Source organism: Acinetobacter pittii ANC 4050, assembly GCF_000399685.1.
Classification (GTDB): domain Bacteria; phylum Pseudomonadota; class Gammaproteobacteria; order Pseudomonadales; family Moraxellaceae; genus Acinetobacter; species Acinetobacter pittii_E.
Genome location: NZ_KB976987.1, coordinates 1,052,954 through 1,075,956, shown reverse-complemented (window position 1 = coordinate 1,075,956; position 23,003 = coordinate 1,052,954). Strand labels below are relative to the sequence as shown.

Genomic DNA, 23,003 nt, shown 5'->3' with positions numbered 1-23,003 from the left:
ATTAGCATACTTAATAAAATAGCACTATTAAAAAAATATCTTAAATATTAAATACATAATTTTTCAATTAAAATTTTCACATAATTATCAAAGATATAATAAATATCGAGCTAATCTTTATAGTTAATAAAATTAAATTTAATTTCTTTAAAAAAACTATAAATATTAATAAAATAATTTTTCCAAAATAATAAGATTGCTAAAATTTGGACAAAAAACACAATTATCGAACAATATATTGTCTAGAGATTATCTACAAAACTACTTTTATTATTTAAAATAAATTTTTAATTGCCTTAAAATCTTAATCAAGTGATTCATTTCACAAGATTAATATGAACTGGAGATAATTTATGCAATGGACTAAACCAGCTTTTACTGATTTACGCATTGGTTTTGAAGTTACAATGTACTTCGAAGCACGTTAATCAGTTTCATCCAAATATGTTATAAGCCCTAGTCTTGCTCTAGGGCTTATCTCTTTCTAATAAGATATTAATTTTATGTATATTTATGTTTTAGGTTCAGCTGCTGGAGGCGGGTTCCCGCAGTGGAATTGTAATTGCCCGAATTGTCATGGGGTGCGCACAGGTACAATCCAAGCCAAAGCCCGTACTCAATCATCAATTGCTGTTTCTGAAAATGGGACAGACTGGGTTTTATTAAATGCATCACCTGATATTCGGCAGCAACTTTTCGAATTTAAAGCAGCTCAACCAGCACGTAAATTGCGTGATACAGGAATAACGAGCGTTATTTTAATGGACAGTCAGTTAGACCATACCACTGGGCTTTTAACCTTACGTGAAGGTTGCCCAATGAATGTATGGTGTACAGAAATGGTCCACCAAGATTTAACGAGCGGCTTTCCAGTTTTTAATATGCTCAAACACTGGAATGGTGGTCTTCAATACCATGAGATTAATCCTACGCAAGCCTTTAAAGTTGATGGTTTCGAAAATTTAGAATTTTTACCTTTAATTATTAAAAGTGCTGCACCGCCATATTCACCGCATCGACATGACCCACATGACGGCGACAATATTGCTTTAATTATCAAAGATCATAAAACACAAAAGCAGTTGTTCTATGCACCGGGTCTTGGAAAAATTGACGATCAAATCATGCAGATTATGCAGAGTTCAGACTGCGTCATGATTGATGGTACGCTTTGGACAGATGATGAAATGCAACAGACAGGGGTTGGAACGAAAACTGGCCGTGAAATGGGGCATTTATATATTAGTGGCGAAGGTGGTTCACTGTCTTATTTAAATCAGCTAACCACACCTAAAAAAGTGCTGATTCATATTAACAATACCAATCCAATTTTAAATGAAAACTCTAGCCAGTTTGCTGAGCTTAAAGCAAATGGTGTAGAGGTTGCCTATGATGGCATGCAGATTGAACTCTAAGGTGAAACATGACTCAAACACCTGAAGCTTTAACGACCGAGCAATTCAAACAAGCCATTATCGAAAAAGGCCAGTATTATCATATCTATCATCCATTTCACGTGATGATGTATGAAGGCCGAGCAACTCAACAGCAAATTCAAGCTTGGGTGGCAAACCGATATTACTATCAAATTAATATTCCGCTTAAAGATGCAGCCATTATGGCAAATTGCCCTGACCAACGAGTCCGTCAAGAATGGATTCAACGCATGATCGATCAAGATGGTGAATATCCTGATGGCGGTGGTCGAGAAGCATGGTTATGCTTAGCCGAAGCTGTGGGCTTGAGTCGTGAACAAGTTATTTCTGAAGAACTGGTATTACCTGGTGTCCGTTTTGCAGTAGATGCCTATGTAAATTTCGCACGCCGTGCCTCATGGCGTGAGGCAGCAAGCAGCTCGTTAACTGAACTTTTTGCCCCACAAATTCACCAATCACGTCTTGATTCATGGCCACAGCACTATCCATGGATTGATGATAAAGGCTATGAGTATTTTCGTTCTCGTTTAAGTCAGGCGCGCCGTGATGTTGAACATGGTTTAACAATTACGCTTGATTCATTTACAACTTTTGAGCAACAAGAACGAATGCTTGAAATATTGCAGTTTAAGCTGGATATTTTATGGAGCATTTTAGATGCTTTAACTTTGGCATATGTTCACAATGAAGCGCCGTATCACAGTGTGACAAGTAAACGGGTTTGGCACAAAGGACTATTTAAATGAATAAAGAGCAGTTTGATTTAAACCTTGTGCCGATATGGCGCCAAGGTTACCGTTTTCAGTTCGAGCCAGCTCAAAATGGTTTTGTGATTTTATATCCTGAAGGCATGATCAAGTTAAACGAAAGTGCAGGAGCAATCGGACAATATATTGATGGGCAGCAAAATGTTTCTGCAATTATTACTCAGTTAAAGCAAAAATTTGGTGATATTGCTGAAATTGATCAGGATGTAGTGGATTACATGCTAGTCGCAAAGCAACAACACTGGATTGATTTAGTATGACAGAAGGTATTGGCCTACCTTTATGGTTATTAGCGGAACTCACGTATCGTTGTCCGCTACAATGCCCATATTGCTCAAATCCATTAGACTACGCTCAGCATAAAAATGAACTGACCACCCAAGAGTGGTTCGATGTTTTTGATCAAGCACGTCAGATGGGTGCTGTTCAACTTGGTTTTTCTGGCGGTGAACCGCTGGTACGTCAGGACTTAGAACAACTCGTTGCACATGCTCATCAACAAGGCTTTTATACCAACTTAATTACCTCGGGTATGGGCCTTACCGAACAACGCATTGCTGATTTAAAGCAAGCGGGGTTAGATCACATTCAAGTGAGCTTCCAAGCGAGTGACCCTGTGGTAAATGATGCCTTAGCAGGTTCAAAGCATGCTTTTGAACAAAAGTATGAAATGTGCCGACTAGTTAAGAAGTATGATTACCCAATGGTGCTTAACTTTGTTATTCATCGACATAACATTGACCAGATAGAACAAATCATTGAACTTTGCCTAGAACTTAATGCAGATACAGTTGAGTTAGCAATTTGTCAGTTTTACGGTTGGGCTTTTTTAAACCGCCAAGGTTTATTACCCACCCAAGAGCAACTGACCCGTGCGGAACGGATTACCAATGAATATCGAGAAAAATTAAAAGCGCAAAACCATCCTTGCAAACTAATCTTTGTAGTGCCTGATTATTATGAAGAACGACCAAAAGCCTGTATGAATGGCTGGGGTAAAATCTTCTTTACAGTTGCTCCAGATGGTATGGCACTGCCTTGCCATGCAGCACGACAATTACCAATTTCCTTTCCAAACGTCCGTGAACATAAATTGTCAGATATCTGGTACAAATCAACGGGGTTTAATCATTTCCGTGGCGATGCGTGGATGCCAGAAGGGTGCCGTAGTTGCCCAGATAAAGATCGTGATTTTGGTGGATGTCGATGTCAGGCCTATATGTTGACTGGAGACGCGGCTAATGCCGATCCTGTATGCGGAAAATCGCCGTATCATCAAATGATTGAACAAGCACGCGCAGAAAGTCAGTTGGCTGCACCTCTACAACAGTTAGTTTTCCGTAATAGTCGAAACTCTAAGTCCTTAAGCGCCACACAAAATATTCCAGTCCACAGGATTACAGACATATAGCAAGTAATAGGAATACTTATGAAGCCTAGCCATATTCCAGTTTTTGATGGGCATAATGATGCTCTAACACGTTTATGGCTAAGTGATCATTCAGATCCTGTACATGCTTTTATTCATGAACGCCTAGCGGGCCATCTTGATCTAAAACGCTGTGAACAAGCTGGTTTTATGGGGGGAATGTTTGCGATTTTTTTACCTCCATATAGCTATGTTCAACAGCATCATGCCAATAAACTATTTGATCAAAATGCTTCTGATTTTACCCAACAGCAAATTGAACAAATTTGCTTGGAACAACTCGATTTAGCTCAGCAACTTGGTCACCGCTCTAAAAATATTAAAATTTGCACATCGGTTCAAAATATTCAGGATTGCTTAGTAGAGCAAAAGCTAGCAATTATGTTGCATATGGAAGGAGCTGAAGCTTTACAAGAAAATCCTGATTTACTCGATATATTTTATGAAAAAGGTCTGCGTAGTATTGGCCCACTGTGGAATAGACCTAGTCGTTTTGGGCATGGTTTAAATGCTAAGTTTCCTCACTCACCCGACACAGGAGCAGGTCTCACGAGTGATGGCAAAGATTTTATAAAACGCTGCGCAGATAAAAAAATGGTGATTGATGTTTCTCATATGAATGAGAAAGCTTTTTGGAATACTGTAGATATATTGCAGCAGCCAATTGTAGCAACGCACTCTAATGCACATACTTTATGTCCTCAAGCCCGTAATTTAACTGACCCACAGCTCAAAGCAATTCGGGAAAGTAAAGGTATGGTTGGGGTAAACTTCGATGTTGCTTTTTTACGGACGGACGGGCAACGCAATGCGAATACATCCATAGATGTAATTTTGGAACATCTAGAATATTTAATGGATCATTTAGGCGAAGAACACGTAGGTTTTGGATCGGATTTTGACGGTGCACTTATTGGTACTGAACTTGAAGATGTAACTGGCCTACATCGTTTAATTGAAGGTATGCAACAGCGTGGTTATTCTAAAACGCTAATTGAAAATATATGTATGAATAATTGGATACGGGTACTTCATAGAATTTTTGGTCAATAATGAAATGAACGACTAAACAGAATTAATCTGTAAAATCATTCACTGTTTTTATTGGCCGAAATGACTAAAAAAAATACAAATAGTTTAATTGTCAACCATTCGGTATATTCACTACACTTAACCTTACTGAATGTAAGAACATTTGGTATTTCAGGTCTTTTGTGGTTTTCACATCACCCATTTCTTCATGAGAAGTAGAAATGGGTTTTTTCTTATCTTAAGAAAATAAAGTGACACTCATCACAATAATCACTAATTATTAGTAAAATCCCTCAATTCCATCTTGACTAAAAGTTCAGCATTAAATACAGTTGTATTGTATTTAAAGATAATAAGATTGCTTAAAAGCAATTCATAATACTGCTTAATCCTGAAATACAGTAAAAAGCCTGTTCTTTTTTAGAATAGGCTTTTTGCTTTGTATCAAAATTTATTTTTTCAGAATATTTTACTCTTCAATTAACATAAAAAATAAACACCTTACAAAAGCGGACAAATGAAAGCCTTTAAATAACAAAATTTGTGCTATTAATTTAAACTAATTGCTCAAAAGTTACTCCGTTAATCAAAGAGGTGCAAAATGTTAAAATCAATTATAGTGTTGGGAACAGGTATTGCGATTGGCATGTGTATGTACAAGAAAAAGCAAAAAAATAGTAAGAGCTTTAACACAGATAGCGATACTGACACAATGATGAGTAAAGACACTGCTAAAAATAAAGACGATAGTTCGCTTGATAACGTAGTACAAGTTTAGAATTAAATAAAAAAGGGTTCAGTTAATGAACCCTTCAATTTTTATTAAAATTAAAAATTTATCGGCAATATTTACTTTTCATAGTTTAACTTAAAAATAATCTTTAAATTAAATAATTACTCAACTATTCATTTAACTATTACGAAAATATGATTAAAACAAAAAAAACACTTTCATTATTAAAATTTACATATTGTATCAGTGGAGTCTTTATTATGAGCGATGCGGATAATAAAAAAATGGAGACTAGAATGTCAAAGCGCCATATTTTAAAAGAAGTGAATGCTAAAAGTATGTGTGGAATGGAAATCGTTGTTGAACAAATTTATGAAAATATTTATGAAAAAAACTTTGTCCAAGCTGAACAAGAGCAGAATTGGTTACCACTTTCTAAAATTGTGATTTCGGATAAAGTCATCAATTTAGACCAAGATAATACTTTTGCTCATCCAAGAACAGGTAAAGTTTTTAAAGTCCTTAATTCTTAATCGTTTTTCTGTGAGAACATTTTAATATTTCTAAGTGATTGAGGTGAAGTATAAATATGTTTCGCTTCAATGCACTTACTTAAGAAAAAAATATTTTTAAAATAAGTATTCTTCAACAATGCTTACTTTTGTGACATCCTTTAATGCTTTAATGAAGAGAAATTGCATTTCATGACTCGTGATTAACTAGAAAATAGGTTAATTTATTTATAAGACTTTTAAGTAACTACTGATTTTTTATGATAATTGAGATAGAAACACATCCACTTGAACCATTTTTACCTGAAAATGCTCGTTTACTCATGTTAGGTAGTTTTCCACCACCACGTAATAAATGGAAGATGGACTTTTACTATCCAAATTTCCAAAATGACATGTGGCGTATTTTCGGTTTGATCTTTTTCCAAGACAAAACTTACTTTTTAAGTGAAAGCCAAAAAAATTTTAATGAAGAACGTATTCGAAATTTCTTGATTGAAACTGGCATTGCAATCTTTGATACCGCTTACCAAATTAAAAGGTTGAAGGGGAATGCTGCAGATAAATTTCTTGAAATTGTAACACCCACAGATCTTGCTGTTTTGCTTCAGCAGATTCCTTTATGTCAGACCATTATGACCACTGGCGATAAAGCGACTGACACCTTAATTTCTGTTTTACCGGAACACACTGAAAAACCGCTTATAGGAATGTCTACCTCGACTTACTTTGCAGGACGTAACATTAATTTATACCGTCTACCATCGTCTTCTAGAGCTTATCCATTGGCACTAGAAAAGAAAGCAGAGGCTTATCGAAAATTCTTTAAAGAAATTGGGATTTTATAATTAAAGCTAAAACGCTTTTACATCATCCATTCAATTGGTAAATATGAAACTGCTTTAACCATGGTACGTTGAAAAAGACTCGTATCTGGGTCTTTGTCATATTCAATAATTTTTCCATCTGACTGATAATCTAACCAAATAATCTTTCCTTCATTATTTAACTTAAGCTGGTAGGCGACTTGAGGTAAATGTTGATCAAGCATGACTGAAACTTGAGCTTGTAGTTGACTCGACTCAATCACAAGACCAACCTCAGTATTTAAGTAAGTTGAACGTGGATCAAAATTAAATGAACCAATAAATACTTTACCGTCTACGTCAAAAAATTTGGCATGTAAGCTCGATTTATTTTTACCTTTTGCAGGGATTACACTTCCAGTCACTACTTCATACCATGTTCGGCGTCTACGTTCTAAAAATGGCTTAAACTCAAATAGCTCTACGCCATTTTTGAGCATTTCAACTCGATATTGACTATAAAAAGCATGCACAATCGCTACATCATTTGCAGCAAAAGAATTGGTTAAAACCCTGACTTTAACCCCTTGTACTTTTAGCTGTTTTAAATAATAAGTTCCTTGCTGAGTCGGCACAAAATAAGCAGAAGCTAATTCGATATGCTGCTCTGGTTCACCCATAATCTTTATGACTTGCCCATAAAGCATCTCTTCCTTAGAGGCTAACCCTAAGATTTTTTTAGGTGAATCTGCAACGAAATATGCTTTTGACCATTGAATTGGATAATTTTGTAGGAGCTCTTTTAAATAAGTTTGTGCATCGGAAAGCTTATCTTCAGTTTGAATATGATTTTCACTTTCGTGAAGCAGATCATGATAGTGCTGCCTGAGTGTTTGCAAGTGGTGGACAGCACATGTACCTATGAGCTCGGTAGCATTTTGACTTAAATCATTTTGCCAAAAATCATTAAATACGACTTGAGCATGCTGTACTGTATGGCCATAAAATAAAATATCTAAATCTGTAAACTGAAACTTACTACTTGCATCAAAATATTCACTGCTGATATTTCTACCGCCTGTTACAGCAATCATGCCATCTGCAATAATTAATTTATTATGCATGCGATGGTTTACTTTTTTGAACCGAAAAATATAGTCCAAGATTCTTAAATATCTAAATTTATATGGGTTAAATAATCGAATTTCAAAGTTAGGGTGGTGCAGAAGACTCCGGAGAACACCATCGAGCTTTATTCCGTTTTGATCATCGATGAGTAAACGGATTTTTACGCCACGATCTGCCGCCGTTAGCAACTCATGCAGCATTAAGTTTCCAACAAAATCATTGGTCCAAATATAGTATTGTAAATCGATCTTTTCTTTTGCATTTCTAATGAGGTACATACGAGAAGCGATACTGATAAAGGCATCATCTAATGCGACAAAAGCAGTTAAACCTTGTTTCGTTTTTTCCGTAGCTTGCTCATCATTCAACCAATTAAAGCTATTCGTCACTGTATCATTCTCATCAGGGTCGTATGTACCGTTATACGAAGGTGTATTTGTAAAGCCCCAAGCATTTAATGCCATACGGCTATATTGCTGATACAATTGATTAATCATGTAAGCTTTTAAGTCGCATCCAAGATAAATCCATCACAGCATTTTTATATTCAATTTATATGTCAAAATTCATATTAAACGTTATAAATACACTCTGCCAAGTCTCAACTCTAGCAATTTCTTATATTTATAGGTAATTCTACGAAAACATATCTATTTAAAAATATAAAGTTAAATTTAACCCTTTTTAAGCCTAATGCTATATTCAACATTATTTTAAAAAGGATACTCGAGATGAGCCATGTGGGTTCTTGTCTATGCAATGAAGTCAAATTTTCTATTCGCAATGAAATAAACACGGTTTATCATTGCCACTGTAGTCTCTGCCGTAAACAAACCGGAACGGGATCAAACGCAGCAACTTTAGTAAGTAAGAATAGATTTGAATGGTTATCAGGTTTAGAACTTGTCCGCACCTATAAAAAAGAAACCGGCTTCACTTCTTCATTTTGCAGCAAATGCGGATCGCCAGTACCGAACTTAGTGGGCAGTACCGACTTTATGTGGATTCCATTAGGATTGATAGATCAAGATATTGTTGTGCTAAAGAAACTTAATTTTTGTATGGTTTCAAAAACCAATTGGGCAAACACAATAGCGGCTGATGAGTCCTATAATCAACTTCCCACTTTAAATGAACTAAAAATACTTTTTGATTAAAGTAAATTCCTATCCAAAAAATGAGACTTAGTTTGCATTAAATTTATTTTTTTCGGATGGTTATGCTTGCAAGTTTCACAAAAACACATTAATTACAATTGGCAGCACAACAATTACATTAGAAAACATGATATCTATCATACTTCCTTAAAAGGCTGAGTGAGTAGCTTAACAATAAAAGGGAGAAAATAGAGATGCCACAATATTTAATCATCGCTGAGAATGTGTATAAAAAGATTGAGGACAAAAATTTATTTTCAGAAAGCTCAGCAGAAAACTTAAATCAACTAGTGGGTGCAATTCGTAATGAAATTAAAGGCACCAAATTTAAACTTAAATACAATTTTATAGATTTTGAGGAATGCCTAACTAAGCCTTTAGAGGAGTGTGCCATAAAGTTAGACATGAGCCTTATGCCGAAATATAAAAATAAAGATGAATATATACTTTGGCTCGCAGGTTTTATTGAAAGAATTACAACAGGAGGAGAGACCAAGCTTCCACCTATCTCAAAATTTATACCTCCTGATTTTAAATTTAATTATGACGAACTATCTAAAGTATCAACTTCTACTTCGACTCGAGATGATGGAGAGATGATTATCAATTATTTCAAATCAGATGATTTTACTAAAATTATAAAAGAAGAAAAATAAGTACATAAAAAATATAGAAGCGATCGTCCACTACACTTCTATATGTCGCTGTAAATTCAGCAACCGCCTACTGGGGCGGTTTTTTAATTTTGCTTGTCTTGTTGCTAAAAAATATATTGTTATATCTTTTCACAAAAGTTTGCATAACGCACAGAAACAGACTCATTGGCCTAAAAACAGATACATCCTTCAATGTTAGTTTTAAATTTACTTAACTATCTTTTGGAGATAAGTATGTTTAAAGCTATGTTTTTCTTTGGCGCTGGTGCTGTTTTCGGTTATTGCTGTAAACACAAGGAGGATAAAGCTAAAGAGGAAAACTCATCAAAATAAGCTAAGTAGATTGATAAAGAACTTACTGCTGAGTCGGTTTTTTATAAGGAGGCGTCTATGCTCCACAATCTTAGACAAATTTTCTGTATTCATGTCTGGGAATATGAATTTGATATTGCTCATAATGAAATTAGAGAATGCAGGAAATGTGGAAAAATTCATAAAATGAAAATTTTCCAGAAACTTACTTAAGATTTTAAAAGTAATTTTTAGTCTCAAGTAAATATTAAAAATTAAATAGGCTTAATAGATTAACTATATTGAGCCTATTTAATACAAATTTAAAAATCCGAGTATTTTAGTCAATATTAAAAACCTACTAATTTAATCAGAATAAAAAAACAAACTAAATCACATTTTAAAACAATAAATAGTTATACTAGGCACAACTTGTGAATTAAAATTAAAAAACTAGAAACAATTTAATAAAAATTAAAAACTTATTTTTATAACTTTAAACTTATACTTATAAATAATTAATAAGGAGGTAGAAATGCCAAAATATTTACTATTAGCAGAAAAAATTAATAAAAATATTAAAAATAAATATTCAAACAATCATCTAAAGAACTTAAACAATCTTATTGTAGAAATCAAAAAAGCTATTGCAGGTACAGAATTAAAATTTTTATATAACTTTGTGAATTTTGAAGGCACTGTAATTAGCGTTAAAAATGAATTACCCATTAGATTAGACATGAGCTTGATTCCACGACATAAAAATGAAGATGAGTTTATTTTATGGTTGGCAGATTTCATCGATCGCATCACTATAGATACAAGCAAGGGCATTAATGGATAATGTATTTAAGGTTCTTGTCTAGGTGCTGAATTCATATCATGCCGAACTCTGCTGATATTTTCATAAATGACTTTACGCATTCTATTTACTGCACCTAATGGTCTATGTTCTACTAAGGCGTGCCACGGCGTAAAAGATAGATTTTCACAAAACTTATTTTGTTCAGCTGTATCAAAGTTTTGCTTTGGGATATGGATAGTTGCCACTTGATAGAAAGGAGCTACTTTCTCATCCCACTCTGTCATTGAATCTTCTACTAACATTTGGCTTGAGGTCCGTGGCTGAATAAGAAATTCCATACAAGCATCTGTACTTTGCAAAGTGTTCTTTAAAGCTTCTCTTAAATAATTATGGTTAGGATTTTTAGGTAGATTGTTTGGTGGCATTGAACAGGCACGAACTGAATATTTAACTGCTTTTCGATCATTACCCACCCCTAGCTGATAGGGAACCATAGACCAATACCGTGCATATAATGGGTTTGCGATTTGCGAATTACGTGCTCCGAGTGCATTCATGGTTCCTTTAAAACCTAGGGCAATCGGAATATGAAGTTTTCTGATCATATTATGGCTATTCACATCATTCATAAAAGAAAGATATCGTTTAGCATCATTGGCAAAAAAGACCGGATGATTAATCATAATAAAATCTTGTGTGGTTGCTTGCTTTTCACTTTCTAAAATTTTTTGTCCAGATACACCCAATATTTTTATTGCTATACCACGCGCATCTTTATTAATGTCCGCATTAGAGGCGTCATTTGAGGCATTTGAAAAGCGAATCCATGCTTGATAAGTTTGATCTGGAATAAACATCCCTTTAGCCAATTGAGTGGGTATATCTTTTGAGACATGAAATTCAGCTCGCACACATCCATGCGCTTTAGGATGTGCATCACGTAAAGCATTTCCAGCCCTATATTGTTCACGGATCGACTTTTCAATCACTTGGGCTATATTGTGGGCGATGAGCTCCTCATCCGGTTGTAACTTTTCTCCTAAAATCGGATCAATCTCTGGATAAGCAATATTCTCTGAAGAAGTCTTCACTGATAAGGGTGTCTGAGAGTGTAAAGTTTCACTGCAACCTGTTAATACAAATACAAGAGGAGTAAATACATACAAAAACTTAAAGTTTATAGGCTGTATAAAATTTGCCATTTATTATCTCCTCAGTACAAAAATATTTTAGGTAATATTAAGTTTTCTTGTTTAAGATCATTTTGAACTTTATAAAAAATAATCACTGTAAATAAATTAAACTCCATTGTTACTTATCTGAACAATGCAATAAAAATTATTATTTAAGATAAAACCTCTTAATGCATTAAGAGAATGTAGACATGATAACTAATCGACAAAATGTGCAAAATAATTCTAATTCATCACCTCATCCAATCACTCAAAATACACTTATTGATCGGTTTAGTCCTATTTACTGGAGAATAGACGGTCCGCAAACCATGTCTTTTGCCATTACAAATTATGGGAATGGATTTGAGGCATCTTTTAGATCACGTATGGCAAATGACTTAGTAGGAATTAGTTGGGATTCTTCTGACACTAAAGACCATAAATTTTTAGCATATGAAACCAAGTATAGCTATGCAGGGGTGGTTTGGGATTTCGATATTGAACTATCGGCTTCTATGCCAGTGCTAAATAATCCGAGTTTAACACCGACTTTAACGGTGTACTATAAAGATAATGGTATAGATAAAATTGCATATATTGTTCTATTTAATTACGCAAATAATCCTTCATCGCGAACGGCGCACATCCGTATTAACTGGGACACAGTAAAAGCAGGTTTTTCTGCTACAGATAGCTTTCCGGTAACCAATATTCAGCGAATTTCATTTTCGGGATTTACCAGTGACTACAATAGCCAATCCGCCACGCCTTTAAGCCAACCAAAAGATGGCTACATTCGTGTGACCAATTCAGTTGTGACTGGAACAAATGCAAAGTTAAATTTGAGTCGTGTAGTTGTCCCTCAACACAATTATGGTATCTGTACAAGTTATGATGACCACTATGATTTAAACCCCCAGCGCCTAGTCAACAATATGGTGGCTTTGGGATATAAAGGTTTGGTGAACCATTATTGTGGAATGTCGCATTATCCTGAAATGACTTGGAAAACTGACATTAATAAATGGCAAATACCAGATACGATGGTGACAGGTGAGGCGGTCGTTAACTCATGTACTCGTAAATGGCATGAGAAATATGCTCAGGCTTTACATAACGCCAGTATGCAGCCCATCTTTGGGGTCAGCTTTGAAATGTATTCCTTGGGGGCCAATGAATATTGGGCACAACGTGACTGGAATAATAACTTAGGTCGGACAGGTTATGAGCCACCTAGCTATTTCTTTAGTTTAAGCCATCAAAATGCTTTGGCATATCTACATAAAGTCTTTATTGAGTTTGCAGATGCAATGGTTGCAGGGGGATGTGATGTAAACATGCAGATTGGTGAACCTTGGTGGTGGTATAACACGGGTACAAATCTACCTTGTGTATATGACTATCCAACTAAACTGGCATTTAATGCAGATACAGGTTTATATGCACCAGATCTAGGTACTATTTACGAAGCAATGAATAAAACAGGAACGCCGTATGATGAGTTTAAAACATGGCTTAGAAATAAATTAGGACAAACCTGTCAAAATATTCGTACCGTTATCAAAGCAAAATATTCTAGTGCCAAAGTTAGCCCACTTATTTTCTTTCCTTCTATTCAATCCCCAATTCAGACATTAGCCACTTATATTAACTATCCAAGCCAACACTATTCATATCCTAATTTTGATTACATGATGACAGAAGCTTATGACTGGTTATTAGAAGCTCGCCTAGACTTGGCCCATCAGGCAGTTTCCCAAATACCTATACAAGGGCTAGGCTATCCTGCCAATAAAGTCATTTACTTATCTGGATTTGTTCCTGATGAATCTATTGCTTATATCTATGGGTTCGACAAAAACAAACCTTATCGCACACCTATCTGGCAACGAATTTTTGGTGATATGAAAAACAATGTTCCTCTCGGTTTAATGAAGCAATTTATTTGGGCCTATCCACAAGTTATGTTTGATTCAATTACGATTGATACTACTCAAGCTCCAAATGGCTTCTTCGTTGAAAATACACTTTACTCGCCAATTAGTGATAACACACCATATCCACCGGATATTTACCTCTAAGTAAACATAAACCATTTATAAGATAAGTGATTTAATAAGAAACCTCTTTAAGTAAGGGGTTTTCTTCTTTTTTAAATGTAGGCTTGCTTAGAGGTACATGACTGGCTATGCTGTGATGGATTGTCATGAAAGCCAATTTTAATTTAAGCAAAATTAAGCTCTTGTATTACTGTTACATAATCTATTTTGCTCGACTATAAATACCGAATGATTTAAAGGAAACCCAAAGATGAAATCTCGTGCAGCTGTCGCCTTTGCCCCAGGAAAACCTTTAGAAATTGTTGAAGTTGATGTTGCACCACCTCAAGCGGGTGAAGTTTTAATAAAAATTACCCATACAGGCGTTTGTCATACTGATGCTTTTACATTATCCGGCGATGACCCAGAAGGTGTTTTTCCTGCCATCTTAGGACATGAAGGAGCAGGTGTTGTAGTTGAAGTGGGTGAGGGCGTAACAAGTGTTCAACCGGGTGATCACGTGATTCCGCTTTATACGGCTGAATGTAAAGAATGCTTATTCTGTAAATCCGGAAAAACTAACTTGTGCGTTGCAGTACGCGCGACTCAAGGTAAAGGTGTAATGCCGGATGGAACCACACGTTTTTCATATAATGGTGAACCGATTTACCATTACATGGGTTGTTCAACATTTAGTGAATATACGGTAGTTGCAGAAGTCTCTTTAGCTAAAATCAATCCTGAAGCCAATCACGAACAAGTTTGTTTACTTGGATGTGGTGTGACGACTGGTATTGGCGCCGTACATAACACAGCAAAAGTTCAAGAAGGTGATTCGGTTGCTGTATTTGGTCTAGGCGGTATTGGTTTAGCAGTTGTACAAGGTGCACGTCAAGCAAAAGCAGGACGTATTATTGTCGTAGATACAAACCCAGATAAGTTTGAACTTGCTAAGCAGTTTGGTGCTACAGATTTCTTAAATCCAAAAGATTACGATAAACCAATTCAACAAGTCATTGTAGAAATGACAGGTTGGGGTGTTGACCACTCATTTGAATGTATTGGTAACGTCAATGTTATGCGTTCGGCTCTAGAGTGTGCACATCGTGGTTGGGGACAATCCGTTATTATTGGTGTTGCCGGTGCAGGTCAAGAAATTTCGACTCGTCCATTCCAGTTAGTTACAGGCCGTAAATGGTTAGGTACTGCGTTTGGTGGAGTAAAAGGGCGCTCACAACTTCCTAAAATGGTCGAAGATGCCATGAAAGGTGAGATTCAGCTTGAACCTTTTGTAACGCATACTATGCCTTTACAAGACATTAATACAGCTTTTGATTTAATGCATGAAGGTAAATCAATCCGTACAGTCATTCATTTCTAAACGAAATAAAAAAAAGGGCTGTGATTCAGCCCTTTTTTACAACTTGTGATTTTATATGTTAAATGGCATTACCGCACATGTCAGTTGTACCCTGAGGATAGCTAAATTGTAGCGCATTACGGTCAGTAATGAGTTCATTAGAAAACTCTTTCCCAAATAATTGTTGAGAATAAATTGATATACCACTTAAAACAGAAAAACTTATATTTTCAAGTGGAGCAGGTAATGTAGTTTTATAACCTTGATCAACCCCATTAAAAATGAAACCGACCTGCCCAGTATTCTGATTAATATAGATACCTAAACGTTGGTATTCCTTTGTATTATTTGTCATATTCTGACTTTTGATGTAAGGATTATCAGGTCCGCTATTATCACTAAGTCGGTAATCTACAGAATAGCTTAATCTAGGGGGATTCTCACCAAAATCTGGATCATAAGTCCCCATATCAAACCAATAGTTGGATCTAACTGTGTAACCATTATTTGTTACACCCATAAAACCAATATTAGAAATATAAGAAGAGTTACCAAATGATGAGTTGCCAAGAGCTGATGTTGGCACTTTAAGCTCCATTTCTAATGCGATAATACCTGTGTGGGGTATCGTTAAATCACCAATATCGTTAGTAGAATTAAGACTAACTTTACTTCTAGCTATATAATCTACGTAACCATACTCACTTTCTAACCTAGGCTCCACTGTAAAACCAAATTTTTGACCATTTATCGAAGGGAATATTTTTTTAGGAAAATCAGGGTATTCATTATTCCAAAGTTCATAATCTTCTTGAGTCGAGTCAAAATTATATTTGCAGACTGGAGCAGAAGAATTAAGTGAGTTAGTTTGGGCCAAAAGGGTTTGAGACGTTAATTTTTCATCCTTTGCAGATGATGAAAAGTTTTTAGATGCTACTTTTTGGCTTGACTCGCTATGCGTTACTGTATTGGTATTATCAGAAGATACTTCATACATGGCCCAGCATAATGTAATTGCACTAACAGCAAATATACCTATTTTTTTCATAAACATTCCTATCTAGTTAAGTATGAAATTCTTAGAAAGTAGTGTTAAAGTAAAATTTATTATTAATATTTAAATATTTGAAATTATTAGGTTTAAAAACTATTGAATATGATTAATCATATTCAATAGTTACAGTAGCCATTGCACGCACTTTACCAGCAGTCACATTTGTTGCAGTTTGATAGTAGCGGGCAGTCATCGGTACGTTATATTGAAGTGTCTGATTAGAAGACAATGTACCTAATGCTAATTTGTCACCTTTTTTAATGACCTGATTTTTATTTTGATAGTTCCAGAGTAACTGTACACCTACGCCGTTTGCTTTTTCAGATGTCGGAGCAGTATTTGCAAGTACCTGATTGTTTGTTCCGTCTTGGATAAAGTCGTAAGTTAAACTAATAAGGTTCTTCTCTTCATAACCTGTTGGATTGATACCCCCATTACAGAGAATATTCATATCAAAAGTTTGTTCGCCTTGAGTGGAACCAACGCCTTTGAAACCAGCCTTTGTAACTGTCGGGAGCTGTACAACTTTATTGATGTTACCTTGAATTTCACATGAAGAAGAGGCAATGGTAATTGCATCACCGTTAACTGTACTAGTTAAAAAAGGGCGATTCATATAACCACTTACATAGTATCGACTATATAAACCAGGCACTAATGCACCAGAACCAGTCTGTGCAGCAGTTTTCACAATTTCGACAACAAAATATCCCGAAGCAAGAGTATAATAAGTGCTTGGTGTTAAACTACGAGTATATGGATAATACCCTGAAAAGTTAGTTGCATTTTCCGCTTCACGGTAAAGACGAATACCAATCCCAGGAATGTTGGTAGAATAGATATTATTCCCTAGTGGGCTTAATGCATAACCTTGAGTAAGTGCGGCAGTAATAGTATCACTATAAGACGTACATTTAGCTCTTGAACCATTGTCGGTAATTGGAAAAGTTGCTTTTCTTAAAACCATTCCAACAGGATCACTTGGTCTTACCACAACGCGACCTACGGCCATGGAAATGCCAACCGTGCTAAATGAGCCTCCATTCTTATTGTCTAAAGTACAGTAAGCATTAGCTTCGCTATACATGCCAAGGCCAGCCGTAAATAGAGCACCCGTTAATAATATTCTTTTCATTTGCAGACAGCCTCAGTCATTACCATGCTTTGTTGCTTACTTTGCAACTGATTACTGATGTTGTACTCAACCGAACAACGCTCATTGCTTTCGTCGCCCCATTTTACATAGAGACGATCTTGAGCAAGTGGGGTACGTAAGTAAATCATACTACCTTGCGCAACAATACCTACAGCTTCATCTTTTTGGTTAAAGACTTGAGCACCAAACGGTAAACTGTTGCCATCAGCAGTTTTACTATTAATGTAGACTGCATAACCTGTCTTAGTCGCAAAATCTACTTTCGCAATTGCACCAGCAAAAGGTGCGATACGTTGACTTGTTTCTTCAAGCTCTACTTGGCTCGACATCTCTTGTGGGTCAAGCGTAATATTATTTAGGCGATAAGGCGTTACATATGGGATAACCGCATAACCAGCCTTATTTACGCTTAAACCAACGGTATTATTAACTTTTGCCCCAGCTGCATCAGGTGCATGTACAAGTACCATCGTTTGGCCTTGCTCAGGTCCAAATAAAATACCATCTGAATGTGCAACCACACTACCACTTAAGCTAACCATTGCTTGTTGGTAAGAATCAGCAATACTGTAAGAACCGCCAACAGTTGCATAGTTCGTACGATAACGACCATTAGCGTTAAATGTTGGATTTGCATAGTCTTGATGTGAAACAGAGGCACCATAACTAAAGCGATCACCCACCATTCCACTTGCACCAACAGTACGGCTGTCTTCAGAAGCAGTAACGTTGACGTTGACTGAATTCTTCTTAAAGTTAATTGGGAATGAAAGCGTCATTAAATATTCAGTATCATGCGTCGCATCATTTGAACCGTACTCAACCTTACGGTTAATTGCAGATAAACCATAGGTTAAACCATGGTAGTTATTGCTATAACCAATTTGGTACTGTTTAGTACTTTCACTACGATTCCAATAATCAACCCATGAGCCAACCACATAGAAATTACCCCAACCTTCAGGAAGTCCTTGGTTTAAAGTAATTTGAAATTCACTGCGCTGATGGCCAGCAGCAGCATAGGTATTTACGCCTTTTTCTTCTAAATCGCGAATAAGTAAAGCATCACGTAATTTATAGAAGTTTTCTGTCGAATAACGATAAGCTGCTAGTGTTAAGTTGGTGTTAGTTGGAGTAATTAACTTACTATAACTTAAACGGAAACTTTGCCCAGATTGTGAAGACTGTTTTTCAAAGTCAGCTTCTGAATGGGTAACATCTAACGCAACAGCGCCAATTGGTGTAGCAAAAGCAGCACCCAACAATACAGCAGCATAATTTTCTGTAGCTTGTATGCCCGTATAGCCTGTTAGATAGTTGTTAATACCTTGTTGGTATTTACCTTGAATTACCCAAGGGTTAAGGTCGATATCCTGATCTCGGAACTGACCTACAGTTAAAGAATAACGGTTTACGCCTGGACGGAGCATCTGTACAACTGAAGCATATGGAACCGAAAATTTTTGTACTTGGCCATTTGCTTCAATAATAGAAACTTCAATTTCCCCACCAAAACCAGTAGGGTAAAGGTCATTAATCTCAAAGTTACCTGGTGCAACAGTTGTTTGATAGATAAGTTGGCCCTGTTGACGAACTTCAACCTTTGCATTGGTTTTTGCGTTACCACGAATACGAGGGGCGTAGCCCAACATACTATTGGGTAGCATGCGGTCATCACTTGAGAAATCAATACCACGATAACCAATAGAATCAAATACTTCGCCGTTGGTAAAACTATCACCTAGTGTTAAAACCCCACGGTACTTAGGGAAGGCTCTTTGTAAGTATGTACTTGTTTCTTGATAGTCTGATTTAGATTGATTTTCAGCAGGTGTATCTTGCCATTGCCACTGGCCATTATGACGTAATTGCCAACCAGCAATATTTAAACCAGCTGTAACCCCCATAAATGCATTTGTTGTTTCGCTTCGGTCACCAGACTGATTAAATGTTTTATAGGCACTACCACTATAAGATAAAAAACCAGCATTAATACCACGGTCCCATACACTTGGGTCAACATAGCCTTGCGCATTTTTTTGCAAAGCGACTTGTGGAATAGAAATATCTACACGTAAACGAGAGGTATCAAATTCATAAAATGCATTTTCAACCCACTCTTCAATTTTATAACAACTATTATTTTCTTTTTGAAGGGTAGTGTGCTTAGACAAAACGTCTTGTTTAACGCCGTACTCAAGCAGGTTCATACCTGTAAAACACGTTTCTGCATTTTTATTAGGGTCTAATGCTTTGAAGACCATACGACGTTTACCAAACCATTGCCCATTTACATATAGATCAACGTTGTATTCGCCTGGTAAAACGGGGTTACCATATTTAAAACGAGAAATATCAACTTTTTGCGCATCTCCAATTAAAAAAGCAGAATCAAATTCAGCCTCTACTGGAGCACTCGTAGTTGTTTCTTCAGCATGCACGAATACAGGCATTGTCATTGTGACAACACCAGAAGCCAAGTAGTAACAAATATGGCGTTTTAATAATTTATAAGATTCTTGCCTTTTTTTTGGCATAGCTAAGTCCGCCTACACATATAGGTGCTTAAATTTATTAAAAAGATAAATCTGATTACTGGAGCTTTATTGGGTGCTCAACGCGACCACCGTAGTCATTGACATTAATAAAACTCATATCTTGAAGGTTGCCATTCTTAAGTTGAACTGACGCTTCAGAAAAAGGCTTAATCATTAGCCCTTGAGGTAATAAATCAACTTTTTTATCACCTGCCTTTTGGTAAATAGAAGTCATAGTGATATGAAAAGGGGTAGGATTTTTTACCATTAAACTTTGACCAGATTTAACCCATTGAAGTTTATCTGATGCTAAATTCGCATCTTCTTTAATCGATGAAGGACGATAGAAGAATTTAATACGTGAACGAATTGCAAGTTGTAAGAAGTTATCAGGTGTCGTATCTTCACTTTTTGAAGTAGGTCTTGGTGGGATATCCAAAATATTCAACCACAAAACCGTTTCTTGCTTCTGATTTAATTGAGAAGCATTTGGCAAAGCGGTAATACGAAGAGTCTGACTTTTCGTTGCTTCAACACGAGAAATTGGAGGAGCAATCATAAAAGGAACTTTTGATTGGTCCGGTGTACTCTTAGGGTCACCTTCGTCAATCCAAGCTTGGACAAGTGCTGGCTTTGAACCGTTATTGCTAACTTGTAGCGTAACTTCGCGAGCATCCGATGGATAGATTACACGGGTGCCATGAATTACAATTTCTGCTTGAGTAGCAGGTGCGACTACTGTCGAAGCAAATGCCAAACCTAACAAAAAATTATAACTGTTCAATTTCATTTTTCGAGTTCTCAACCAAGAAAGATTCAGGAAAGTGTTACACAAAACAGGGTTTCCATGCGGACACAGAAACCCCGCTATCAATTAATTATTGATAGATAATTGTGTATTGAACAGAAGTAGTTACTTTACCAGCAGTAGAAGCGCCAGTTGCATAGTATTCAGCATAGTAGTTAAGGTCAGCACTTGCGCCTTCAGCTACGTCAACCCATTGAGAGTTAGCTTGAGCACCGTTTGCACCCGCAGCAAGTACTGGGATGAAATTGTTGTTGCTACCTAAAAGTTGAACGTTAACGTTTTTAGCACCAGTAGCGTCTTGGTTAAGTAAACGACCAGTATTGAAGTCAACAGTTGCACCTGGTTCGAAGTAAGTAGCTACTTTACCTTGTGAACAGTTAGCTAAGTTGATTTGGAAAGGAGTACGACCAGCAACATCCCCAGCAACAGCTAAAGTTTGTTTAGAAACAGTTGGAAGAGTAACTGTGAAGTCTTTACCAGCAGGGGTAACGATGTCACAAGTTTTGTCTGTAACTAAACCATTAATTGTAATTGTACCATCAGCAGCTTGAGCATTCGCAATCCCTACAACCGAAAGAGCAGCGATCAAAGCAAGTTTTTTCATAGTGTTTTCTCAAAAGTCTGGATAAAAGTTTAATTCCTTACTTTTCCAGTGTTTGACATCTTGAAAAGTAATGTAACAATCCTAAACACATTTCAAACAAAATGCAAACTAGATCACATTATTTTTTCATAGTAGTAATTGGTTCACACTATTGTTTTGTAGTTAAAAGCTACTGTAAACAGCCTATATAGCTGTTTATAAATAATTTTTTTGTTTCAGAAAAAGAGAAGCTAAAGAGATGACCTAGTTACATAAGAACACGAGGTAAATAGACTAAAATTAAACCATTTATGTGAAAAAATAAGCTTAAATTCTTAGAATACAATTATATAGAATAAATTGTGTATATGTATACAGAAAAAATATACAAATGGGCATTTTTGATGAAAAAAGAGCAATTTTCTTATTAATTCATCAAAAGTCGTGATGAACTCGTCAAATTGCTCTTTTGATTTAAACTTATGATTGAAATAAGCTCAAATACTTCAGTGTGGTTAGTGATAATTGATAAGCACAACCTTATGATTGGAACCTATGCTTTCAATGCTAGTATCCATTTTCTCAGTATGTTGAGCTAATTTAAAAAGACTATCTTTATTTAAATATTCACTATCAAGTTTAATATTTAAATTATTTACCTCTGTACATTCTATCTCGCTATGTTCTCTTGAACACGTATCTTCAACAATATTTCCTCTTATCATTATTGTGCTATTTGCATAACAAAATAATGGGGAAGTGGAAAGCACCATCATAACTAGAAGTTTAAAAATATTATTTTTCATTTTATATACCTATTTATAAAATAGTTTATATCTATTTGATACAATATTTTTTCTTTAAAAACAATTATTAATTTAAAATTATCAAGAATTTATCTATTTTCATGTGATATAAATCACATTAATTATTTTAAATAATGTAATAGTTAAAATTTTTTAAATTATATTGTAAATAAAAGATGTATATTCCTTAAAAACCCAAAAAATATACAAGCTACTGATATTTATATACATTTTAAAATATACTAAAATAAAAACATTTGAAATATAATATTATAAAATAATTAATTGATATGTAATTTATATCTATTCACTTGCATAGCTTTTAAAAAGACACTTAATACAGTTAAATTGTGACTCATATCACCATTATTTAAGTAAATATAAGATACATTACTATTCTAAATTTAACAGGATTCAAAATTTAAGAACAAAATAACTTTTATTTTTATCTTAAGTATTAGGGTATATAAAAATAGTGAAATAAAATTTCATCATTTTAAGTAGGCTTGAACTATTTTTAAAAATTTAATCAATCCACATATTTTCAAATCAAATTATGCTTCAGAAGCCTAAGCTGGAGAACAGCCATAGAGTATCCAAAATCAGGAGAAATCATTTTTTATTTACGTTTTTATAAGAGCTACAGAGCTACAGAGCTACAGAGCTACAGAGCTACAGAGCTACAGAGCTACAGAGCTACAGAGCTACAGAGCTACAGAGCTACAGAGCTACA

At 35.4% G+C, this 23,003-nt stretch carries 22 protein-coding genes; 14 read left to right on the top strand and 8 right to left on the bottom strand.

Annotation, left to right across the window (positions count from 1 at the left end; all coding sequences use genetic code 11):
• Positions 1–353: 353 nt before the first annotated feature.
• The 9 genes from pqqA to F931_RS08830 all read left to right on the top strand — a co-directional run bounded on the left by pqqA (position 354) and on the right by F931_RS08830 (position 6,757).
• Positions 354–428 (top strand): pyrroloquinoline quinone precursor peptide PqqA, encoded by a 75-nt coding sequence (gene pqqA, locus F931_RS21955; RefSeq protein ID WP_001982218.1) that lies wholly within the window; start codon positions 354–356, stop codon positions 426–428.
• Positions 429–503: 75 nt separating this feature from the next.
• Positions 504–1,415, top strand: a complete 912-nt coding sequence (gene pqqB, locus F931_RS08865) for a pyrroloquinoline quinone biosynthesis protein PqqB (protein ID WP_016141048.1) — start codon at positions 504–506, stop codon at positions 1,413–1,415.
• 8 nt (positions 1,416–1,423) lie between these two features.
• Positions 1,424–2,182, top strand: a complete 759-nt coding sequence (gene pqqC, locus F931_RS08860) for a pyrroloquinoline-quinone synthase PqqC (protein ID WP_016141047.1) — start codon at positions 1,424–1,426, stop codon at positions 2,180–2,182.
• Positions 2,179–2,463 (top strand): pyrroloquinoline quinone biosynthesis peptide chaperone PqqD, encoded by a 285-nt coding sequence (pqqD, locus tag F931_RS08855; protein WP_016141046.1) that lies wholly within the window; start codon positions 2,179–2,181, stop codon positions 2,461–2,463. The genes pqqC and pqqD overlap by 4 nt, the downstream gene beginning before the upstream one ends.
• The gene (gene pqqE / locus F931_RS08850) at positions 2,460–3,614 is read left to right on the top strand and encodes a pyrroloquinoline quinone biosynthesis protein PqqE (protein WP_016141045.1); all 1,155 of its coding nucleotides are present in this window, start codon (positions 2,460–2,462) and stop codon (positions 3,612–3,614) included. Before pqqD ends, pqqE begins: the two co-directional genes overlap by 4 nt.
• An 18-nt stretch (positions 3,615–3,632) precedes the next feature.
• Positions 3,633–4,685, top strand: coding sequence for a dipeptidase (locus tag F931_RS08845; RefSeq protein WP_016141044.1), 1,053 nt, complete (start codon positions 3,633–3,635; stop codon positions 4,683–4,685).
• Positions 4,686–5,265: 580 nt separating this feature from the next.
• On the top strand, positions 5,266–5,442 hold the full coding sequence (locus tag F931_RS08840; protein WP_016141043.1) for a hypothetical protein: 177 nt from the start codon (positions 5,266–5,268) through the stop codon (positions 5,440–5,442).
• Between the two features lie 251 nt (positions 5,443–5,693).
• Entirely contained in the window at positions 5,694–5,930 is a 237-nt protein-coding gene (locus tag F931_RS08835) for a hypothetical protein (RefSeq protein WP_025470304.1), read from the top strand.
• A gap of 239 nt (positions 5,931–6,169) precedes the next feature.
• Positions 6,170–6,757, top strand: coding sequence for a hypothetical protein (locus F931_RS08830; protein WP_016141041.1), 588 nt, complete (start codon positions 6,170–6,172; stop codon positions 6,755–6,757).
• 17 nt (positions 6,758–6,774) lie between these two features.
• On the opposite strand, the gene F931_RS08825 is transcribed toward F931_RS08830, so the two are convergent.
• Entirely contained in the window at positions 6,775–8,340 is a 1,566-nt protein-coding gene (locus tag F931_RS08825; protein ID WP_016141040.1) for a phospholipase D family protein, read from the bottom strand.
• A 225-nt stretch (positions 8,341–8,565) separates the two neighbouring features.
• Between F931_RS08825 and F931_RS08820 the strand changes: the two genes are divergently transcribed.
• The 3 genes from F931_RS08820 (at position 8,566) to F931_RS08810 (ending at position 10,791) form a co-directional block, all read left to right on the top strand.
• Complete coding sequence (locus F931_RS08820; protein WP_080649457.1) at positions 8,566–9,000, top strand: GFA family protein; 435 nt, start codon at positions 8,566–8,568, stop codon at positions 8,998–9,000.
• Positions 9,001–9,194: 194 nt separating this feature from the next.
• A complete protein-coding gene (locus F931_RS08815; RefSeq protein WP_016141038.1) occupies positions 9,195–9,656 on the top strand; it encodes a hypothetical protein in 462 nt (153 codons plus the stop codon).
• An 826-nt stretch (positions 9,657–10,482) separates the two neighbouring features.
• On the top strand, positions 10,483–10,791 hold the full coding sequence (locus F931_RS08810) for a hypothetical protein (protein ID WP_016141036.1): 309 nt from the start codon (positions 10,483–10,485) through the stop codon (positions 10,789–10,791).
• 5 nt (positions 10,792–10,796) lie between these two features.
• Here the strand turns inward: F931_RS08810 and F931_RS08805 are convergent, their stop codons facing one another.
• Positions 10,797–11,954 carry a catalase family protein gene (locus F931_RS08805; RefSeq protein ID WP_016141035.1) on the bottom strand — a complete coding sequence of 386 codons (1,158 nt, stop codon included), beginning with the start codon at positions 11,952–11,954 and terminating at the stop codon, positions 10,797–10,799.
• Between the two features lie 182 nt (positions 11,955–12,136).
• Here F931_RS08805 and F931_RS08800 point away from each other — a divergent pair, with 182 nt between their 5' ends.
• The gene (locus F931_RS08800; RefSeq protein WP_016141034.1) at positions 12,137–14,008 is read left to right on the top strand and encodes a non-contractile tail sheath protein; all 1,872 of its coding nucleotides are present in this window, start codon (positions 12,137–12,139) and stop codon (positions 14,006–14,008) included.
• A 229-nt stretch (positions 14,009–14,237) separates the two neighbouring features.
• Positions 14,238–15,347 carry an S-(hydroxymethyl)glutathione dehydrogenase/class III alcohol dehydrogenase gene (adhC, locus tag F931_RS08795; protein ID WP_016141033.1) on the top strand — a complete coding sequence of 370 codons (1,110 nt, stop codon included), beginning with the start codon at positions 14,238–14,240 and terminating at the stop codon, positions 15,345–15,347.
• Between the two features lie 58 nt (positions 15,348–15,405).
• Here adhC and F931_RS08790 read toward each other — a convergent pair whose 3' ends face one another.
• From F931_RS08790 to F931_RS08765, 6 genes are all read right to left on the bottom strand, one after another.
• Entirely contained in the window at positions 15,406–16,374 is a 969-nt protein-coding gene (locus F931_RS08790; RefSeq protein WP_016141032.1) for a DUF4882 family protein, read from the bottom strand.
• Between the two features lie 112 nt (positions 16,375–16,486).
• Positions 16,487–17,515 carry a fimbrial protein gene (locus F931_RS08785; RefSeq protein ID WP_016141031.1) on the bottom strand — a complete coding sequence of 343 codons (1,029 nt, stop codon included), beginning with the start codon at positions 17,513–17,515 and terminating at the stop codon, positions 16,487–16,489.
• A complete protein-coding gene (locus F931_RS08780) occupies positions 17,512–20,073 on the bottom strand; it encodes a fimbria/pilus outer membrane usher protein (RefSeq protein ID WP_016141030.1) in 2,562 nt (853 codons plus the stop codon). Before F931_RS08780 ends, F931_RS08785 begins: the two co-directional genes overlap by 4 nt.
• A 55-nt stretch (positions 20,074–20,128) precedes the next feature.
• The gene (locus F931_RS08775) at positions 20,129–20,863 is read right to left on the bottom strand and encodes a fimbrial biogenesis chaperone (RefSeq protein WP_016141029.1); all 735 of its coding nucleotides are present in this window, start codon (positions 20,861–20,863) and stop codon (positions 20,129–20,131) included.
• An 88-nt stretch (positions 20,864–20,951) separates the two neighbouring features.
• Positions 20,952–21,485: a fimbrial protein gene (gene pilin, locus F931_RS08770; protein WP_000731819.1), complete on the bottom strand. Its 534-nt coding sequence runs from the start codon at positions 21,483–21,485 to the stop codon at positions 20,952–20,954.
• A 494-nt stretch (positions 21,486–21,979) separates the two neighbouring features.
• Positions 21,980–22,270 carry a hypothetical protein gene (locus F931_RS08765; RefSeq protein ID WP_016141028.1) on the bottom strand — a complete coding sequence of 97 codons (291 nt, stop codon included), beginning with the start codon at positions 22,268–22,270 and terminating at the stop codon, positions 21,980–21,982.
• Between the last annotated feature and the right edge of the window lie 733 nt (positions 22,271–23,003).

Coding starts and splice junctions, on each gene's coding strand:
- pqqB (WP_016141048.1), top strand. CDS start 504: ATGTATATTTATGTTTTAGGTTCAGCTGCTGGAGGCGGGTTCCCGCAG.
- pqqC (WP_016141047.1), top strand. CDS start 1,424: ATGACTCAAACACCTGAAGCTTTAACGACCGAGCAATTCAAACAAGCC.
- pqqD (WP_016141046.1), top strand. CDS start 2,179: ATGAATAAAGAGCAGTTTGATTTAAACCTTGTGCCGATATGGCGCCAA.
- pqqE (WP_016141045.1), top strand. CDS start 2,460: ATGACAGAAGGTATTGGCCTACCTTTATGGTTATTAGCGGAACTCACG.
- F931_RS08845 (WP_016141044.1), top strand. CDS start 3,633: ATGAAGCCTAGCCATATTCCAGTTTTTGATGGGCATAATGATGCTCTA.
- F931_RS08840 (WP_016141043.1), top strand. CDS start 5,266: ATGTTAAAATCAATTATAGTGTTGGGAACAGGTATTGCGATTGGCATG.
- F931_RS08835 (WP_025470304.1), top strand. CDS start 5,694: ATGTCAAAGCGCCATATTTTAAAAGAAGTGAATGCTAAAAGTATGTGT.
- F931_RS08830 (WP_016141041.1), top strand. CDS start 6,170: ATGATAATTGAGATAGAAACACATCCACTTGAACCATTTTTACCTGAA.
- F931_RS08825 (WP_016141040.1), bottom strand. CDS start 8,340: ATGATTAATCAATTGTATCAGCAATATAGCCGTATGGCATTAAATGCT.
- F931_RS08815 (WP_016141038.1), top strand. CDS start 9,195: ATGCCACAATATTTAATCATCGCTGAGAATGTGTATAAAAAGATTGAG.
- F931_RS08810 (WP_016141036.1), top strand. CDS start 10,483: ATGCCAAAATATTTACTATTAGCAGAAAAAATTAATAAAAATATTAAA.
- F931_RS08805 (WP_016141035.1), bottom strand. CDS start 11,954: ATGGCAAATTTTATACAGCCTATAAACTTTAAGTTTTTGTATGTATTT.
- F931_RS08800 (WP_016141034.1), top strand. CDS start 12,137: ATGATAACTAATCGACAAAATGTGCAAAATAATTCTAATTCATCACCT.
- adhC (WP_016141033.1), top strand. CDS start 14,238: ATGAAATCTCGTGCAGCTGTCGCCTTTGCCCCAGGAAAACCTTTAGAA.
- F931_RS08790 (WP_016141032.1), bottom strand. CDS start 16,374: ATGAAAAAAATAGGTATATTTGCTGTTAGTGCAATTACATTATGCTGG.
- F931_RS08785 (WP_016141031.1), bottom strand. CDS start 17,515: ATGAAAAGAATATTATTAACGGGTGCTCTATTTACGGCTGGCCTTGGC.
- F931_RS08780 (WP_016141030.1), bottom strand. CDS start 20,073: ATGCCAAAAAAAAGGCAAGAATCTTATAAATTATTAAAACGCCATATT.
- F931_RS08775 (WP_016141029.1), bottom strand. CDS start 20,863: ATGAAATTGAACAGTTATAATTTTTTGTTAGGTTTGGCATTTGCTTCG.
- pilin (WP_000731819.1), bottom strand. CDS start 21,485: ATGAAAAAACTTGCTTTGATCGCTGCTCTTTCGGTTGTAGGGATTGCG.
- F931_RS08765 (WP_016141028.1), bottom strand. CDS start 22,270: ATGAAAAATAATATTTTTAAACTTCTAGTTATGATGGTGCTTTCCACT.